This is a genomic window from Micromonospora sp. HK10, assembly GCF_000982955.1.
Classification (GTDB): Bacteria; Actinomycetota; Actinomycetes; order Mycobacteriales; family Micromonosporaceae; genus Micromonospora.
The window spans coordinates 12,761-29,434 of sequence record NZ_KQ058855.1; the positions used below are offsets into that span (position 1 = coordinate 12,761).

Here is a 16,674-nt window from a genome sequence, read left to right on the forward strand (position 1 = left end):
GGTGTGACGCGCCCGGGCCGTCAGGCCACTCCGAAGACCTGCTCCAGGTACGCCGCCACGCCGTCGGCGTCGTTCGGCCCGGTGACCTCGTCGGCGATCTCCAGCACGGCCGGGTGGGCGTTGGCCACCGCGACCGCCCGGCCTGCCCAGGTCAGCATCGGCAGGTCGTTCGGCATGTCCCCGAAGGCCAGCACGTCCCGCTCGCCGACCCCGAGCCGGGCGGCGTACCAGGCCAGGCCCGCCGCCTTGGTGACCCCGGCCGCGGAGATCTCCACCAGCCCGCTGTACGACGAGTGGGTGGCCTCGGCCAGCCCTTCCAGCGCCGCCGCCACCACTTGGACGAACGCGTCCGGGTCCTGTTCGCCGGCCCGGGCCAGCAGCTTCACCGCCGGGGCCGAGTGCAGCTCGTCGGGGGACTCGATCGCCCGGATGGCGTCGTGGTCGGCGTCCCAGCGCAGCGGGTAGTGCGCCTCGTGCCGCATCTGCCGGCTGTCCACGATCTCCACCGCGAAACTCACCCCGGGCACCTCGGCGCGTAGCCGGCGGGCCACCTCGGCCAGCAGGTCGGGCGCGAGCGGGTCGGCGCGCAGCACCTCGTCGGCGACCGGGTCGTACACCACCGCCCCGTTGGCACAGACGGCCGGCAGCGGCGCGGCGAGCTGCTCGTACACCAGGGGCAGCCAGCGGATCGGGCGGCCGGTGACCAGCACGACGGGGGTGCCCGCCGCGGTGATCCGGGCCAGCGCCGCCGCGGTACGCGGGCTGAGCGTGCGGTCGTCGCGGAGCAGGGTGCCGTCGATGTCGGTGGCGACCAGCCGGGGTGGATCTCCCATCACCGGGAGAGTAGCCGGTCCAGGTAGACCGCCACACCGTCGTCGTCGTTGCGCAGGGTGACCTCGTCGGCCGCGCTCCGGACCGCCGGGTGGGCGTTGGCCACCGCGACCCGGGCCCACCCGGCCCAGCCGAACATCGGCAGGTCGTTGGGTTGGTCCCCGAACACCAGCACCTCCGCCGGGTCGACGCCGAGCCGTTCGGCGACCACGCTCAGCCCGGTCGACTTGTCCACCCCGGGCGGGGAGATCTCGACGAAACCGAGCCCGGCCTGGGTGAGCGCGGCCAGCTCCGGCGGGACGATCTGCCGGGCTACCGCCAGCAGCTCGTCCACGTGGTGGTCGGCGGTCCGGGCGAACGCCTTGATCACGTCGCAGGAGAGGCACTCCTGGCGGCTGCGCGCCTCGAACCGGTCCTGGTACGGCCAGCTCGGGTGGTAGTCGCCCCAGAGCGGCGCGTCCGGCTCGTCGGACGCCTCCACCATCACGGTCAGCGGGCCGACCGCGGCCTCCAGGTCGGTGAGCAGCCGGGCCAGCATCTGCCCGGCGAGGCGCTCGTCCCGCAGCACCAGCGGCCCGTCCGGGTCGCTCTGGTCGACCACCCGGCCTCCGCCGGCCATCACCAGGAAGTCGGCGGCCCGGATGTCGTTGCGGGTCAGCTCGGTCAGGCGGGGGCCGCGGCCGGTCGCACCGACCACCGGGATCCCGGCGGCCCGCACCCGGTCCAGCACCTCATGGGTGTACGCGGAAACCGTGTCGTCGCTGCGGACGAGCGTGCCGTCGAGGTCGGTGGCGATCAGTTTGGGCAGCCCGGGGCGGGTCATGGCTCCTCCTTCGCCCGCCGCCGTCGCGTCCGGCCGCCTGGTCCTCGGTGCCGCGGCCTGAGTACGGCGGGCAGCAACCGTATCTCGCGTGGTGCGCCGCAACCACGGCTTTCCGGCGAATCCGGCGCCAACCCGGGGCGGCCGCCGGGTGTCGGCGCCGCCAACTCAGCGGGGCGGCTCGGGGCGGGCGAACGGCACCGTGGGCTGGACGGTCAGGTCGGCCGGCGCGGGCGGCAACCGGTCGGCGTCGGAGCGTCGGCTCCGCCGGTTCGGGATCCGCTCCGCCGGGGCCGGATCGGCCGCGGCGTCCGCTTCGACCGGGCCGGGCCGCCCCGTTCGGGCCCGGTCGGACAGGTAGAGGGCTGCGGTGAGCAGCACGGTGGCCGCGAAGGCGGCGACCAGGCCGCGCCCGTACTCGACCTGGAAGCCCTCCTCCGCGGAGTAGAAGATGCTGCGCTGGACGGTGCGGTCGAGGGAGGCGGCCGCGGCGATCAGCAGCGTCAGCACGGCCGCGCCGAGACCGAGCCCGGCCACCCGGGCGTTGTGCCGGACGCCGGGCGTGCCGCGCAGCGCCAACGCCACCGCGGCGGCCAGGCCGAGCAGGCCGACCAGGTACGCCACCCCGAAGCCGCCGACCTCCGCGACCCCGCCGGGGATCCGGACCGGGACGTTTCCCTCGGGGCCGCTGTTGGGAACGGTCATCACCAGCCACTCGCCGACCAGCGAGCCGATCGCGGCGACCGCGCCGAGCCCGGCGAGCAGCGGCGGCAGGCGGTGGTCGCGGGCCAGACCGGCCAGTGAGCTGCCGAGGCGGCCGGGCGGGCCCGGCTCCGTGTCACCCCACTCCAGCACGGTCGGGTCGTCGGACCGGTGGTCCTGCCGGGGGATGGGAAGATCCTGGGACATGGGCCACCTTCCGCGCACGCGGGTCTGCGTCGCATCATGACACAGCCGGCGACCCGGCACGGTGACCGTGAGTCCGGGCACGGTCGTCACTGCCCGGTGCGTCGCGCCCCGGTTTCGGTTAGCGTCGGTGCCATGCCTATCCGTACCGCTTCCGCACGTTGGCAGGGCAACCTCACCGAGGGCGCCGGCACGGTCCGCACCGGCAAGGGCGGGCTCACCGGCAACTACTCCTTCAAGTCCCGTTTCGAGGAGGGCGAGGGGACCAACCCCGAGGAGCTGATCGGCGCCGCGCACGCCGCCTGCTTCTCGATGGCCCTCTCCAAGCAGCTCGCCGACGCCGGCGCCACCGACAGCTCGGTGGAGACCACCGCCAAGGTGCACTTCGACAAGACCGACGCGGGCATGACCGTGACCCGGATCGACCTGGAGACCGTCGGCCAGGTCCCGGGCATGGACGGCGCCCAGTTCACCAAGCTCGCCGAGGCGGCCAAGGAGAACTGCCCGATCTCCCGGCTGCTCTCCCCCGGCGCGCAGATCTCGCTGGACGCCCGCCTCGCCTGACCACGCCAGCACGGCAAGGGTGCCCGGGTGGGCACCCTTGCCGTGCTGCGGGCCGACGTGAAGGAGGGACCGGGCGGGTGGCCGTGGAGATGAGCCGGGAGCGGTTCGAGGAACTGGTCGGCGACGCCCTCGACGAGGTGCCCGAGGAACTGCTCGGGCTGATGAGCAACGTGGTCATCCTGGTGGAGGACGATCCGCCTCCGGGCGAGGACCTGCTCGGCCTCTACGAGGGGCACGCGCTCACCGAGCGCGGTTGGGACTACTCCGGCGTGCTGCCGGACCGCATCTTCATCTACCGCAACCCGATCCTGGCGATCTGCGACACCGACGAGGACGTCGTGGAGGAGGTGGCGGTGACCGTGGTGCACGAGATCGCCCACCACTTCGGCATCGACGACGACCGTCTGCACGCCCTGGGCTGGGGCTGACGGTCGCCCACCGGGCCCCGCTCGGCCGATCCCCGCCGTTGCGCGGTTCCCCTAACCTGCGGGGCAGGCACACCCCGATGCAGGAGGAAATCCATGCGCAGCGCCCTGTTCTCCGCGGAGAACCTTGAGAAGGAGTCCCAGCAGCCGGGCCTGCGGCTCCAGAACTCCAAGATGCTGAAGATCGAGCTGAACGGCGAGGCGATGGCCCGGGTCGGGTCCATGGTCGCGTACCAGGGTCAGGTGCAGTTCCAGGCGCTGGGCTCCGGCGGCATCGGCAAGTTCATCAAGCAGCGGCTCACCGGCGAGGGCGTCCCGCTGATGAAGCTCAGCGGTCGCGGTGACGTCTTCCTCGCCGACCTCGCCAAGGACGTGCACATCATCGACCTGGAGCCCGGCGACGCGTTGTCGATCAACGGCTCCAGCGTGCTCGCCTTCGACTCGACGCTGAGCTACGACATCAAGATGGTCAGTGGCATGGGCTTCGCCGCCTCCGGCCTGTTCAACTGCGTCTTCACCGGCCACGGCCGGATCGCCATCACCACCAAGGGCACCCCGGTGGTGCTCAACGTGGACGCGCCGACCTATGTCGACCCCCAGGCCGCCGTTTGCTGGTCGGCCAACCTGCAGACCGGCTACCACCGAGCCGAGCAGCTCGGCCTCGGCACGCTGCTCGGGCGCAGCACCGGGGAGGCGTTCACGATGAGCTTCGCCGGCCAGGGCTTCGTGGTGGTGCAGCCGTCGGAGGAGCCGCCGGTGCAGGGCAGCGGCGCTCAGCAGCAACAGCAGCAGGGCGGCCTGCTCGGCGGCCTGCTGCAGTGACCGGGCGCCGGGGCCGCGCCGACCGGGCGTCCCCGGCGTCTCAGTTCAGCTCGCCGGCACGCAGCCGGGCCAGCCAGGCCGCCGCGTCGGCGTAGTCGGCGTCGGAGAGGCCGGCCGGCGCGGGGACCGGCCGCTCGCCCGCCGCCGGGCTCCAGCGGTGCCGGGGGTAGGAGCCGAGGAAGCGGACCCCCGCGCTGACCCGGCGCAGGCCCTGCAACGCCTCGCCGAGGCGTACGTCGGCGACGTGGCCGGTGCAGTCCAGGAAGAAGACGTACCGGCCCAGCGCCTCTCCGGTCGGGCGGGACTCGATCCGGGACATGTTGATGCCCCGCACGGCCAGTTCCATCAGCACCGACAGCAGCGCGCCGACCCGGTCGTGGGCGAGGTAGACGGCCAGCGAGGTGACGTCGTCCCCGGTGGGCGGGGGCGGTGGGCCGGGGCGGGAGAGCAGCGCGAACCGGGTCACCGCGTCCGGATGGTCGGCGATCTTGTCGGCGAGCACGGTGAGCCGGTGCCGGTTGGCCCCGATCGGGGCGCAGATCGCGGCGTCGTACTCGCCGGCGGCCGCGCCCGCCGCGGCGGCGCCGTTGGAGAGCACGTCGACCACCGTGGCGTCGGGCAGGTGGTCGCGGAGCCAGTTCCGGCACTGGGTGGAGGCCTGCGGGTGCGCGGCCAGGCTGCGCACGGCGGCGAGCGGCGTCTCCGTGCGGGCGGCGAGCACGAACTCCACCGGCAGGATCACTTCGCGGGTGATCACCAGCGGCTCGCCCTCGACCAGTTCGTCCAGGGTCACCCCGACGGCTCCGCCGATGGAGTTTTCCAGGGGCACCAGCGCGGCGTCCGCCTCCCCGGCCCGTACGGCGTCCAGCGCCTCGCCGACGCTGCGGGCCGGCGTCCGGTCGCCCCGCTCGGCGGCGGGGACGGTACGGAGCGCCTGCTCGGCGAAGGTGCCCTCGGGACCCAGGTAGACGAAGCGGGTCGGCGGTGTTCCCGGCATGACGACCAGCCTACGCACCCGGGGTGCCGGCGCAGGCCAGGGTACGGATGCCGGGCGGGCCGGCGGCACGGACCTCGACCGAGCAGACGTCCGTGCCGGCGGTGACCAGCTTCAGGGCGCTCGGCCGGCCCTGGGTGACCACCTGGAGTTCCTCGTGCCCGGTCACCTCCAGCACGGTGTACTGCCAGCCGCCGGCGCAGAGCGGACCGGTGCGGACCCGGACCCGCACGTCCCGGGGCAGGACGCCGGCCGCGCCGCGCAGCAGCGACACCACCCGGTCGCCGGACGGCCCGGCCGGGCAGGGGCTCGCGATCAGGTCGCTGGGGGTGGGCAGGGGCGCCGGCGCGGCCGGCGTGTCCACGGCTACCGGCGGCGCGCTCGGGGTGGGGGTCGCGGTGGCCGTGGCGGTGGCGGTGACCGCCGGGGTGCTCGACTGCCGCAGCTCCGGCGGGGCGCCGCAGCCGGCCAGCGCGAGCAGCGCGACCAGCGCCGCCGGGAGGCTCAGGCGGGTGCGGACGGCGGAACAGGGTGGGGTGGGCACGGTCCGATCCTCGACATCGACGTATGTCGTGCTGGCCTGCTGGCCGAGCCCATCGTAGGAGGATCCCGGGTCGGGGTGAAGGTCACTCGTGCACCCGGTGCCCGGCCCGTGCCGGCGTGCCGGTCGTCGCCGGCCGCACCCGGGCACCGGAGGGGCCGGCGGTCAGATCTTGGAGAAGAAGGTGAGGGAGCCGGCCACCTCGCCGTCGGCGAACACCGGCGTGGAGATGGCGTCGACCGTGGTGCCGGCCTCGTCCGGCCCCTTGACCCGCAGCAGGCCCCGGGCGAGCTGCTTGGAGTGCAGGGCGAGCAGCGGCGCGATCTTGTCGGTGTCCTGCTCGGTCAGCTCGCTGGGGCGGGCGGTGAAGTCGACCAGGCGCAGGCCGCCGGCGAGCAACGGCCGCCCCATGACGTCCTCCGGCGCGCCGAGGCAGAGCAGGGCGCAACCCGCGGACGAGATGGCCAGCACGTTGGTGTCGGCATCGATCAGCAGGCAGGGCTCGGCGGCCCGGGAAACGGTGGCCGACCACTGCCCGACGTTGTCGGACTCCTGCTCGGCCGAGATCCCCGCCGCGGGCGCGAACACTTCCGAGAGCGAGAGCTCGACGTGGGCCACCGCGCCTCCTAGGTACACCGACGGTCTGTCCACGCTAGCCGGTCGTCAGGCCGCTCGCCGACCGCGTCGGGCCCGGCGGCTGTCGGTGCTGCCGGGAACGTCGGCCGGACGGGAGACGGTGTCGGCGCGACGGATCCCCGGTGTGGGCGGCCGGCGACGGCGTGGCCGACGGAACCACCGGGGCGGATCCGCGGACCGCGTGGCGTCGCCGGAGACGTTACCGCCGGGCGGCGCGCTTGTCAGCGGCCGTTCGGCCCTCCTCATACCACCGGTAGTCGGCCGCTGGACGGTACGTGCCGTTCAGCCAGGTGTTGGGGTGCTGGGCGACCCGGGAAAGCTTCTCGGCGGTGGCCGGGCTGATCCGGTTGCCGCCGGCGACGAGCAGCCGGTCCAGCTCCCGGTGGGTGGCCATGAGGCAGTCCTTGGGCAGGCCGTAAACACTGATCACCCCGGAGCCGACGAAGGTCAGCACCGGGGTGACCGGGATGGGCAGGCCCACCGCATCGGAGAGGGCCTTGCTGGCCCGCTTGGCGTCGCGCCGGGCTTCGGCCACATAGGGCGGGCGCTTGCCATTGATCTGCACGACGTCGCCGGCGACGAGCACCCGGGCTCGGCCGTGGTCGGCGATGGTGACCGCGAAGAGGCCGCTCGGCCCGATGGCGAGGAAGCCGGCCCGGTCGTCCTGGCCGCGGTCGAGGAGGACGTCGACGGCGTCCGTGCGGGGCCATTCGATGACGTGCCAGGCGGGCCCGAGGTGGTCGAGCTGGCCGAGGGCGCGGGCCCCGGCCGCCTCCAACCGGCGGGCCCCCCGCTCGGCCCGGCGGCGGCGGGCCCACTCCAGGGGCGTCGGCCGGGCCGGTTCGAGCACCGAGGTGGACTCGGCTCGGGGGTGCGGCACCGCGACGGGCGGCAGTGCCCGGGTGGGTACGGCTCGACGAGCGGGAAAGACAGTCATCGCGACCTCCGGCAAAAGGTCTCTCGAAGTTATGTCTCCACTACCCTACGTTGCCTACCCGGGGGCTCGGCAAGTTGGAGCGCCGGAATGAGTGCGGATGAATGCCATATTCATTCACACTTCTTTTCCCGGATGGTGCGGAAGCCTGTCCTACGCTGCGAAGGTGACCCACTACGTGGACAGCGAGGTTGGTCGGCTCGGCACCGTGCTGTTGCACCGCCCCGGGCCGGAACTCGCCCGCCTCACCCCACGCAACAACGACTCCTTGCTCTTTGACGCTATCCCATGGGTGGGAAGAGCGCAGGAGGAGCATGACGCCTTCGCCGCCGCCCTGCGCGACCGTGGGGTGGAGGTGCTCTACCTGGCGACCCTGCTGGCCGAGACGCTCGCCGTGCCGGACGCCCGGGCCGAGCTGACCGAGCTGGTGCTCCGCTCGCCCCGGCTGGGCGACACCCTGCGCCGGCGGATCACCGACCACCTGGCCTACCTCGACCCGGCCGCGCTCGCCGACGTGTTCATCGCCGGGCTGGCCCACGAGGAGCTGCGGATCGGCCCGGACCGGCCGGGCGGTCTGGTGTGGACGCTGATGAACCGGCACGACTTCGTCATCGACCCGCTGCCCAACCTGCTCTTCACCCGGGACTCGTCGGTCTGGGTCGGTGACCGGGTCGGGGTGACCAGCCTCGCCATGCCGGCCCGCCGGCGGGAGACCAGCCTGACCGACGCGATCTACCGCCACCATCCCCGCTTCGCCGGTACGCGTCTCCTCTACCACCCGGAGCTGGAGCACCTGGAGGGCGGCGACGTGCTGCTGCTCGCCCCCGGGGTGCTCGCCGTCGGGGTGGGCGAGCGGACCACCCCGGCCGGAGCGGAACGGCTGGCCCGGCAGGTCTTCGCCGCCGGGCTCGCGCACACCATCCTGGTGGTGCCGGTCGCCCAGGAGCGGGCCACCATGCACCTGGACACGGTCTGCACCATGGTCGACGTCGACGCCGTGCTGATGTACCCGAACATCGCCAGCACGCTCTCCGCGTACACCGTGATCGCCGGGGCGGACGGCGACGAGCTGCGGGTGGACGGCCCGGCGCCGTTCCTGCGGGCCGCCGCCGACGCGATGGACCTGGACCAGCTCCGGGTCATCGACACCGGCCTCGACCCGGTCACCGCCGAGCGGGAGCAGTGGGACGACGGCAACAACACCCTCGCCATCGCGCCCCGGCTCTGCGTGGGCTACGAGCGCAACGTGGAGACCAACGCCCAGCTGGAGCGGGCCGGCATCGAGGTGATCGCGATCGCCGGCTCGGAGCTGGGCTCCGGCCGGGGCGGCCCGCGCTGTATGTCCTGCCCGCTGGTCCGCGAACCGCTCAGCGCAGGGTGAGCTGCCGGCCGAGCAGGCCCTGCCGGGCGCGGCGGGCGGCGGCGTCCAGCGGTTCCTTCTCCGCCAGCGCCTCCGCGTAGCGCTTAGCGAACCCGGTGACCGGCTCCTCCCAGTCGGCGGCCGGGACGTCCTCGGGCAGGTCCCAGACCGGCACCAGGCGGCCGTGCGCGCGGAACATGCCCGCGAAGCGGGTCTGCTCGCCGAGGGTCAGCGCGCCGGCGGCGCCCAGCCGGGACAGCGCGTCCAGCGCCGCGTCCTCGTCGTCCGGCAGCACCCAGCGCACGTGCGCCTTCTCCGGCACCTGGCACCAGTACGCGGCCCGCGCCGCGGCCAGCCGGACGGTCGGGTAGACCGCCGCGTTGGCCCGCTCCAGGGACGCCTGCACGGTCGGGTCGTCGGTGGCGCCCGGGTCGAGCCAGAACTCGAAGCCGTCGTGCATGCTGATCTCCAGCGGACCGTCGACCAGGACGTCCTGGAGGCGGGGCCCAGGGCCGGGCAGCGGGGCCACCGACACCTGCCCGCCCGGCTCGGCCCGCAGGGCGCTGAGCAGCGCGTCGGCGAGATCCCGGGAGACGTCGCCCGACTGCTGGTGGCGCTGCAGGCCGATGAGGACCCGCCCGTCGGGCTTGGTCATCGCCGGGGCGGCCATCGGCAGCACGGTGGCCAGGGTGACCGGGCGGTCGCCGTACTCCTCGACCAGTTCCGGGGTCAGCCGCAGCGGCGCGGAGGCGGCCGGGACGAGTTCGCGCAGGGCGATCCACTCCGGCTCGTCGACCAGACCCTCGAACGGTCGGGGCACGTAGATGTCGCGCACCTTCTCCCGCTTCGGGGTGGGTTCGGCGGCCCGCTGGTTCTTTCGACGCTTGCTCACGGCGAGACAGCCTAGATGCCGGGACGCGCCGGCGGGGGCAGGACCCGTCCGGCCGGGCCGGTCAACCGGCCGTGACCAGGTCGGGCCGGGCGCAGCGGACCGGGTCGAACTCGGCCCAGACGCTCTGGCCGAGGCCGTCCCGCTCGACGCCCCAGCGGCTGGCCAGCCCGGCCACGATGTGCAGCCCGCGCCCGTCGGCGGCGTCCGGGGGCGAGGGCCGGATCAGCGGGCCGGCGGCCGATCCGCCGTCGGTCACCCGGAGCTGGACGGCCTGCCCGCCGTCGCGGGTGGCCCGCAGTCGCCAGGCGACCCGGACCACGCCACCGGGCAGCGGCTCGGCGTGCCGGACCGCGTTGCCGACCAGTTCGGCGAGGACCGCCACGAGGTCCGCCAGCCGGGTGGGGGAAACCAGCGCGGTCAGTTCGTCGGCGAGCCGGTGCCGGGCCAGGCGGGCACCGGTCGCGTGGTGGGGCACCACCACGCACCACGATCGTTCGGCCCAACCCGTCGCCACCGCTGTCCCCTCACCCCCGGGTCACCTGGTCAGCCCCGGGGCAGCCGCACCTCTGCGACCGTACCCCCGCCGGCTCTCGGTCGGAGGGATACCCATCCATTCTGTTGTTCAACGATCTGGCGGACGAGATAGAGACCCAGCCCGGCCCCCGGATATCGGCGCCGGTCGCCGGACTCGCCCTGCCAGAACCGGTCGAACGCGCGCTCCACGTGCTCCGGCCGGATGCCGATGCCCCGGTCGGCGACCCGCAGGGAGACGGTCCGCTCGTTCGCCTCGGCGGACACCTCGATCGGGGTGTCCGGCAGCGAGTACTTGCCGGCGTTGGTGCTCAGCTCGGTCAGCACGGTGGCGACGCTGTGCCGGTCGCCCAGCGCCTTGGGCAGGTCGGCCGGGAGGTCCAGGACGACCCGGTGCCGGACGTCCGCCGGCAGGTCGGTCACCGCGGTGCGCAGCGCGTCGGCCAGGTCGAACGGGGCGGCCGGCCGGTCGCCGGGCCGGTTCTCCGTGGCGGCGGTGAGCAGCCGGTCGACGAGCCGGGCCAACTCGTTGGCGCGCTGCCCGATGATCCGGGCGGCCTGCCGCCGGTCGCTGTCGCTGAGCGACTCCCAGTGGTCGGTGAGGGTGTCCGCGTACCCCTTGATCACGGTGACCGGGGTGCGCAGCTCGTGGCTGGTCACCGCGACGAAGAGGTCCCGGTCGTGCTCGCGGCGCTGCTGGTCGGTGATGTCCCGGAAGGTGACCACGCGCAGCGCGCCGGGGCCGGGCAGTTCTCCGGCGGTGATCCGCAGCCAGCGACCGTCCGGCAGCCGGTGGTCGAGCACCTGGCCGCAGGGCGGCAGCGGGAACGGCAGTGGCCGGTTCAGCGCCTCGCTCGCCGGCCGGCCGGCGACCTGCACGGCGGCCGGGTTCCAGAGCCGTACGTGGTGCTCCCGGTCGACCACGGCGAGGCCGTCGGCGAGCGCGGCGACCACCGGGCCGTCCCCGTGGACGGGCAGGCCGGACTGGTCGCCGTACATGTGGGCGATGCAGGCGGCGACGTAGCCGATGACGGCGCGCTGGGAGGCGTCGAGCCGCTCGCCGGTCGGGTAGAGGGCGTGCAGGCTGCCGACGGTGAGGCCGCCGACCTCGGCCCGGGCGACGATCATGCGGTGCAGCCCGCGCCCGGCCAGCTCGTCGGCGAGCGCGCCGGGGATGCTGTCCACCGCGATCTCGCGCAGCGGTGGCCCGGAGAGCAGGCAGACGGTGGTCGGGTCGGTGGGTGGCAGGGGGTGCCCGGTGACGAACTCGGCACTGCCGGTGGCGGCGATGACCCGGCCGCCGGCGGGGGCGAGTTCCACCCAGACCAGGCCGGCCGCGCCGACGGCCGGCTCGACCACGCCGAGCAGCCGGTTGAGCACCGGCAGGCCGGCCTCCCCCGAGTTGATCATGGAGATGACGCGGGTGTGGCCGGCGATGAGGGCGGGGTAGTCGGTTCGCTCCGGCATGTCCCGAGTGTGCCCCGCCGCCCGGTCGCCGGACACCCCCGCCCGGCCGGGCGGAACCGGCCACCGGGTGGATCCGCCGCACGGCGGGCGCCCGGACGGGTTGGGCCACCGGGTGGATCCGCCGCACGGCGGGCGCCCGGGCGGGACCGGCCACCGGGCGGGCCGGCGGCGCTCAGCGACCCAACCGGGCCAGGGTCAGGGCGGGCCGGTCGGTGATCACCCCGTCCACCCCGGCGGACAGCACCAGCTCCAGGTCCGCCGGCTCGTTGACCGTCCAGACGTACACCTGGTGGCCGGCGGCCCGCAGCGCGGGCACCAGCTGCGGCCGGGCCCGCAGCAGGCCGATGCCCGGCCCGGCGATCGGGGCGCCGAACGGCAGCCGGCCCAGCCGCAGCCAGCGCGGCAGCACCTCCAGCAGCAGCACCGTGGGCAGGGCCGGGGCCAGTTCCCGGATCCGCCGGACGGCGAGCGGGGAGAACGACATCACGGTGACCCGGACCGGGTCGTCCGGGCCCGGCTCGGCCAGCCCGTACCGGCGCAGCATGCTGACCAGGCGGCGTTCCACGTCCCGTCCGTATCGGGTGGGGTGTTTGGTCTCGATCAGCAGCCGGACCGGCCGGCCGGCGGCCAGCACGGCGTCGAGGAGCCGCTCCAGGGTGAGCAGCCGGGTGCGCGCCTCGTCGCGCGGTTCGTCGCCCTCGGCGAGCGCGCCGGGGTGCCACGAGCCGAAGTCGAGCAGTTCCAGCTCGGCGAGGGTACGCGCGCTGACCAGGCCGTGCCCGTTGCTGGTCCGGTCCAGCCGGCGGTCGTGCACGCAGACCAGGTGCCCGTCCCGGGTGAGCCGGACGTCGCACTCCAGCCCGTCGGCGCCCTCGTCGAGGGCGCGCAGGTACGCGGCGAGCGTGTGCTCGGGCAGGTCGTACGAGGAGCCGCGGTGCGCGAAGACCAGGGGGTTGGTCATGGCGGTGGGAGGCCTCAGACCACCTGGCCGGGCTGCCCGTCGTCGGTGACCACGGGGCGGCCGGCGGCGGCCCACTCACCCATCCCGCCGTCGACGTTGCGCACCTGGTCCCAACCGTTGCGCAGGAGGTAGGCGACGACCTGGGCGGAGCGGCCACCGGAGCGGCAGATCACCGACACCTCCCGGTCGTCCGGTACCTCGCTCAGCCGCGCGGGCAGCTCGGTCATCGGCAGGTGGTGGGCGGCCGGCGCGTGGCCGGCGGCCCACTCGTCGTCCTCCCGGACGTCGAGCAGGTAGGTCTCGTCGGGCACGGCCGACGCGGGCACGCTGGGAACCTGGGGTCCGAACACGGGGACCAGCCTAGACGGCCGGTCGGCTCACAGCCGGTTGACCCAGCGGGGATTGGCGGCGGCCCAGTCCGGCATCCGGGTGGTCCGCAGCGCGTCGAAGAGTCCGCCCCCGCCGTTGTCGAGCACCACGTACGACACCTGGTCGATGGTTTGCGGGTAGGACGGGACCTGCACCCCGCGCAGCGCGTCCGCGGGCAGCGAGCGGAGGGCGAGGAGCAGGTCTTCCAGGGGTACGCCGTTGCTGTCCAGGGTCAGCGCGCCGCCGACCGCGCGCAGCACCCGGTCCAGCTTCACCGGGTCGCTGCGCAGGTGGGTCTCGCCGGCCTTGTCGAGCACCGCCCGCAGCATCTGCTGCTGGTGCCGCTGCCGGTCGTAGTCGCCGCCGGGCAGGTCGTAGCGCTGCCGGACGTAGTCCAGCGTCCGCGCGCCGTTCATCTGCTGGCAGCCCGGCTCGAACTGGGTCTTGGTGTGGATCGACCGGACCGGGGTGTCGACGCACATCCGGATGCCGCCGAGCAGGTCGATGACCTGCTTGAAGCCGGAGAAGTCGATCAGCGCGGCGCCGTCGAAGCGGGTCCCGGTGAGCCGGGTCAGGGTGGCGGAGAGCAGCCGGGCCCCGCCCGCGCCGCCGCCGCCGTGCTCGTACGCCGCGTTGATCTTGTCCTGGCCGCCGCCGTAGCCGGGCGCCGCCGGGATGGCGACCAGCAGATCGCGGGGGATCGAGATGAGGTACGCCTGCCGCATGCCGGCCGGCACGTGCACGATGAGGACGGTGTCCGAGCGCTGGTCCTCGGGGTTGGCGCCGGGCCGGTGGTCGGAGCCGACCAGCAGGTAGTTGAGCGGGCCGGAGAGGTCGGTCCGGGGCTTCCGGGCGCTGGCGTCGAGCAGTTGTTCCTTGGTGACCGTGCGGTCGTACCGGTTGGTGAGCCAGTGCAGCCCGGCCAGTCCGACGGTGGCGAGCAGCAGCAGGGTGAGGCCCGCGCCGAGCAGGAACCGGCTGCGGCGGGCGGGTCGACCCCGCCCGTGTCCGGTCCGTGCTGGCCTGGCCGTGACACCCTCCCCGCAGCCGTGACGACGTGAGACCCGCTCACGTCAGGCTACGGGCCGGAACTCCGGCGGTGGCCGCTTTTCCGCAGCTACCGCCGGGTCACCGGGTCACTTCCGGGTGGAGAGCACGCTGGGGTTGGCCACCACGAAGTCAGCCAGTTTGTCTTCCTTGACCGCGCGGAACATCTCCATGCTGAGTTCGTTGAGCGCTTCCCGGCCGCTGGCGTTGGTCGCGTACGTGCCGCCGTTGGTCCGCAGGGTGACCAGGTCGTTCCCGTTGAGGCCCTTGAGGGTGAAGATGAGGTCCTCCATCGGCGCCTTGCCGGTGTCGAGCATGAGCGACTCGCCGGCCGCCTTCATCATGGCGTTGAGCTTCAGAGGGTTGGTCAGCATGCCCTTTTCGGTGGCCTTCTTCGCCATCGCCTTGATCAGCTGCTGCTGGTTCTGCTGCCGGTCGTAGTCGCTGTTCGGCAGGCCGTAGCGCTGACGGGCGAAGTCGAGCGCCTCCCAGCCCTCCATCTCCCGGCAGCCCTTCTTGTGCACCACCGGGGTCCGCGGCTTGCCGGTCTTCTTCGCGTCCGCGTTCCACATCGGCTTGCCGTCGACCAGCGACATGTGCTTCGACGTCACCTCGTGGTTGACGCAGATGCGTACCGTGCCGAGCTGGTCGATGATCTTCTTGAAGCCGCCGAAGTTGATGATCGCCGCGCCGTCGAAGCTGATCCCGGTCATCGACTTGATGGTCTTCGCCATCAGCTGGGCGCCGCCCTCCCAGCCGCCGTTGTTGCGGGCGCCGATCTGGAAGGCCGCGTTGATCTTCTCGACGCCGCCGTTCCAGTTGCCCTTCGACCAGGCCGGGATGTGCGCCTCGGTGTCCCGGGGGATCGAGATCAGGTACGCCTGGTCGTGGCTGGCCGGGATGTGCAGGATGATGATGCTGTCCGAGCGGACGTCGTCGGCGTCCCAGCTCGCCCGGGCGTCGACGCCGAGCAGCAGCATGTCGATCGGGCCTTCGAGGCTGTTGCCGCCTTCGGCGTCGCTCTTGCCGGCGTCGCCGATCAGGTTGCCCTGCTTGATGTTGCTGGTGGCCTGGCCGATCACCGCCTTGCTGCCCACGATCGCCAGACCACTGGTCATCATCAGCACCGCACCGAAGATCACGGTGAGCTTGGCCCAGAGCGGGTCCTTGCGCTTGGTCCGCTTCCGCCCGCCGCCGCCGGCACCGCCGGGGCCGGGCTGGGTCGGGATGAAGGGGGGCACCCGGCTGGGTGCTCCAGGATCAGGTGAGTGAGGGCGACGGCTGGTCTGGACCGGCATGCGTGCTCCAGCTCGGTGATCGGGGGCGGGACCACTGTACGTATCTGTTGCCGTTCTCGCGACCTCGTGTACGGGCTATTCCCACACATCTTGGCAATCGTGCCGATAAATTGACCGAACGGATGATTGAATGCAGCCGGTCGGCGGTTGGCTTAACGCCAGACGAGCCATGACCGCCGACCGGGTTACGTGGTTCCTGTGCCGTCAGCCGCCGTTGCCCGGGTCGCTCTTCTGGTTGGCCCGCACCCAGTCGGCCATCGTGTCCTTCGCGATGGCCTGGTACATCGCCAGCGCCTTCTCCCGGTCGGAGACCACCACCGACTGGCCGTCGACGTCCCGGCCGCCGAGGTTCGGGCTGGTGATGAAGGTCAGGTTGTCGCCCCGGAGGCTGCGGAACTGCAGCGCCATGTCGGTCAGCGAAAAGCCCTGGTCGACGGTGGCCGCCGCGGTCACCGCCTGGAGAAAATCGTTCAGCTTCTTCGGGTTGGTCAATGTCCCGCTGCTGGCCGCCTTGTCCATCAGCGCCTTGAGGAATTCCTGCTGGTGGCGCATCCGGGCGAAGTCGCCGTCGGGGAACTGCTTGCGCTGCCGCACCCAGTCCAGCGCCTCGGCGCCGTCCATGTGGTTCACGCCCTTGGTGAACGTCCGGTACGGCTTGTGGATCGAGGTGATGGTCCGCTCCACCTTCAGGTCCACTCCGCCGAGGGCGTCGGTGACCTCCTTGAAGCCGCCGAAGTCGATCGCCATCACGTGGTCGATCCGGACGTCGGTGAAGCACTCCACGGTCTTCACCGCCAACGGCAGGCCGCCGAACGCGAAGGCGGCGTTGATCTTGTTGCGGGAGCCGGAGTCGCAGGACGCGCCCGCGTTCTCCGGAATCGGCACGTAGAGGTCGCGGGGGATGGAGACCAGGTAGGCCTGCTTGTGGTCGGCGGGCACGTGCATGAGGATCAGCGTGTCGGCCCGCCACTTGCCGGCGCCGTCCAGCGGGGCGTCCGGGTCGCGCGAGTCGCTGCCCACCATGAGGATGTTCAACGCGCCCTCGACCTGCTTCGCCGGCCGCCCGCCGGTGATCTCCGAGAACGGGTCGGTGCGGGCCAGGTCGCCGTTGAGGTTGCGGGCGTAGAACCAGGCGCCGATGCCGCCGAGCAGCGCGAGCAGCAGCACCGCGACGCCGGCCACCAGGCCGATCCGCCCCCAGCGCGGGCGCGGGCCACGCCGGCCCGGGGTGCCACCCGGTCCGCCGCCGGGCCCGCGCGGCCCGGCCGGACCGCCG

At 73.3% G+C, this 16,674-nt stretch carries 19 protein-coding genes; 4 read left to right on the forward strand and 15 right to left on the reverse strand.

Translation table 11 applies throughout. The features are described 5' to 3' along the window. Nucleotides 1-20: 20 nt before the first annotated feature. From LQ51_RS22130 to LQ51_RS22140, 3 genes are all read right to left on the reverse strand, one after another. A complete protein-coding gene (locus LQ51_RS22130) occupies nt 21-833 on the reverse strand; it encodes an HAD family hydrolase (protein ID WP_046568687.1) in 813 nt (270 codons plus the stop codon). Next, nucleotides 833-1,654: an HAD family hydrolase gene (locus LQ51_RS22135; RefSeq protein WP_046568689.1), complete on the reverse strand. Its 822-nt coding sequence runs from the start codon at nt 1,652-1,654 to the stop codon at nt 833-835. Before LQ51_RS22135 ends, LQ51_RS22130 begins: the two co-directional genes overlap by 1 nt. A gap of 165 nt (nt 1,655-1,819) precedes the next feature. Beyond that, complete coding sequence (locus LQ51_RS22140) at nt 1,820-2,560, reverse strand: hypothetical protein (RefSeq protein ID WP_046568691.1); 741 nt, start codon at nt 2,558-2,560, stop codon at nt 1,820-1,822. A gap of 132 nt (nt 2,561-2,692) precedes the next feature. On the opposite strand from LQ51_RS22140, the gene LQ51_RS22145 reads away from it, so the two are divergent. The 3 genes from LQ51_RS22145 (at nt 2,693) to LQ51_RS22155 (ending at nt 4,368) form a co-directional block, all read left to right on the forward strand. Beyond that, nucleotides 2,693-3,121: an OsmC family protein gene (locus LQ51_RS22145; protein ID WP_046568693.1), complete on the forward strand. Its 429-nt coding sequence runs from the start codon at nt 2,693-2,695 to the stop codon at nt 3,119-3,121. Nucleotides 3,122-3,204: 83 nt separating this feature from the next. Beyond that, a complete protein-coding gene (locus tag LQ51_RS22150; RefSeq protein WP_197087872.1) occupies nt 3,205-3,549 on the forward strand; it encodes a metallopeptidase family protein in 345 nt (114 codons plus the stop codon). A gap of 93 nt (nt 3,550-3,642) precedes the next feature. Beyond that, nucleotides 3,643-4,368 (forward strand): AIM24 family protein, encoded by a 726-nt coding sequence (locus LQ51_RS22155; RefSeq protein ID WP_046568694.1) that lies wholly within the window; start codon nt 3,643-3,645, stop codon nt 4,366-4,368. A 40-nt stretch (nt 4,369-4,408) separates the two neighbouring features. On the opposite strand, the gene pheA is transcribed toward LQ51_RS22155, so the two are convergent. The 4 genes from pheA to LQ51_RS22175 form a co-directional block, all read right to left on the reverse strand. Next, entirely contained in the window at nt 4,409-5,365 is a 957-nt protein-coding gene (gene pheA, locus LQ51_RS22160; protein ID WP_046568696.1) for a prephenate dehydratase, read from the reverse strand. 10 nt (nt 5,366-5,375) lie between these two features. Continuing rightward, a complete protein-coding gene (locus LQ51_RS22165) occupies nt 5,376-5,870 on the reverse strand; it encodes a hypothetical protein (protein WP_046568724.1) in 495 nt (164 codons plus the stop codon). A 198-nt stretch (nt 5,871-6,068) separates the two neighbouring features. Beyond that, nucleotides 6,069-6,521, reverse strand: coding sequence for a hypothetical protein (locus tag LQ51_RS22170; RefSeq protein WP_046568698.1), 453 nt, complete (start codon nt 6,519-6,521; stop codon nt 6,069-6,071). A gap of 217 nt (nt 6,522-6,738) precedes the next feature. After that, nucleotides 6,739-7,476: a hypothetical protein gene (locus tag LQ51_RS22175; protein WP_046568726.1), complete on the reverse strand. Its 738-nt coding sequence runs from the start codon at nt 7,474-7,476 to the stop codon at nt 6,739-6,741. A 163-nt stretch (nt 7,477-7,639) separates the two neighbouring features. On the opposite strand from LQ51_RS22175, the gene LQ51_RS22180 reads away from it, so the two are divergent. Next, the gene (locus LQ51_RS22180; RefSeq protein ID WP_046568700.1) at nt 7,640-8,854 is read left to right on the forward strand and encodes an arginine deiminase; all 1,215 of its coding nucleotides are present in this window, start codon (nt 7,640-7,642) and stop codon (nt 8,852-8,854) included. On the opposite strand, the gene LQ51_RS22185 is transcribed toward LQ51_RS22180, so the two are convergent. The 8 genes from LQ51_RS22185 to LQ51_RS22220 all read right to left on the reverse strand — a co-directional run. Further along, the gene (locus LQ51_RS22185) at nt 8,841-9,725 is read right to left on the reverse strand and encodes a DUF5926 family protein (protein ID WP_046568703.1); all 885 of its coding nucleotides are present in this window, start codon (nt 9,723-9,725) and stop codon (nt 8,841-8,843) included. The two genes, LQ51_RS22180 and LQ51_RS22185, sit on opposite strands and share 14 nt — an antisense overlap. A gap of 61 nt (nt 9,726-9,786) precedes the next feature. Next, nucleotides 9,787-10,206, reverse strand: a complete 420-nt coding sequence (locus LQ51_RS22190) for an ATP-binding protein (protein WP_197087871.1) — start codon at nt 10,204-10,206, stop codon at nt 9,787-9,789. Between the two features lie 62 nt (nt 10,207-10,268). Further along, nucleotides 10,269-11,723, reverse strand: coding sequence for a sensor histidine kinase (locus tag LQ51_RS22195; protein ID WP_046568728.1), 1,455 nt, complete (start codon nt 11,721-11,723; stop codon nt 10,269-10,271). A 172-nt stretch (nt 11,724-11,895) separates the two neighbouring features. Beyond that, on the reverse strand, nt 11,896-12,684 hold the full coding sequence (locus LQ51_RS22200) for a glycerophosphodiester phosphodiesterase (RefSeq protein WP_046568710.1): 789 nt from the start codon (nt 12,682-12,684) through the stop codon (nt 11,896-11,898). A gap of 14 nt (nt 12,685-12,698) precedes the next feature. Beyond that, nucleotides 12,699-13,034: a rhodanese-like domain-containing protein gene (locus LQ51_RS22205; RefSeq protein ID WP_046568712.1), complete on the reverse strand. Its 336-nt coding sequence runs from the start codon at nt 13,032-13,034 to the stop codon at nt 12,699-12,701. Between the two features lie 27 nt (nt 13,035-13,061). Next, complete coding sequence (locus LQ51_RS22210; RefSeq protein WP_046568714.1) at nt 13,062-14,000, reverse strand: LCP family protein; 939 nt, start codon at nt 13,998-14,000, stop codon at nt 13,062-13,064. 189 nt (nt 14,001-14,189) lie between these two features. Beyond that, nucleotides 14,190-15,398, reverse strand: a complete 1,209-nt coding sequence (locus LQ51_RS22215; RefSeq protein WP_046568716.1) for an LCP family protein — start codon at nt 15,396-15,398, stop codon at nt 14,190-14,192. A gap of 204 nt (nt 15,399-15,602) precedes the next feature. After that, on the reverse strand, nt 15,603-16,674 hold a 1,072-nt coding region (locus LQ51_RS22220), incomplete at its 5' end, for an LCP family protein (protein ID WP_046568730.1).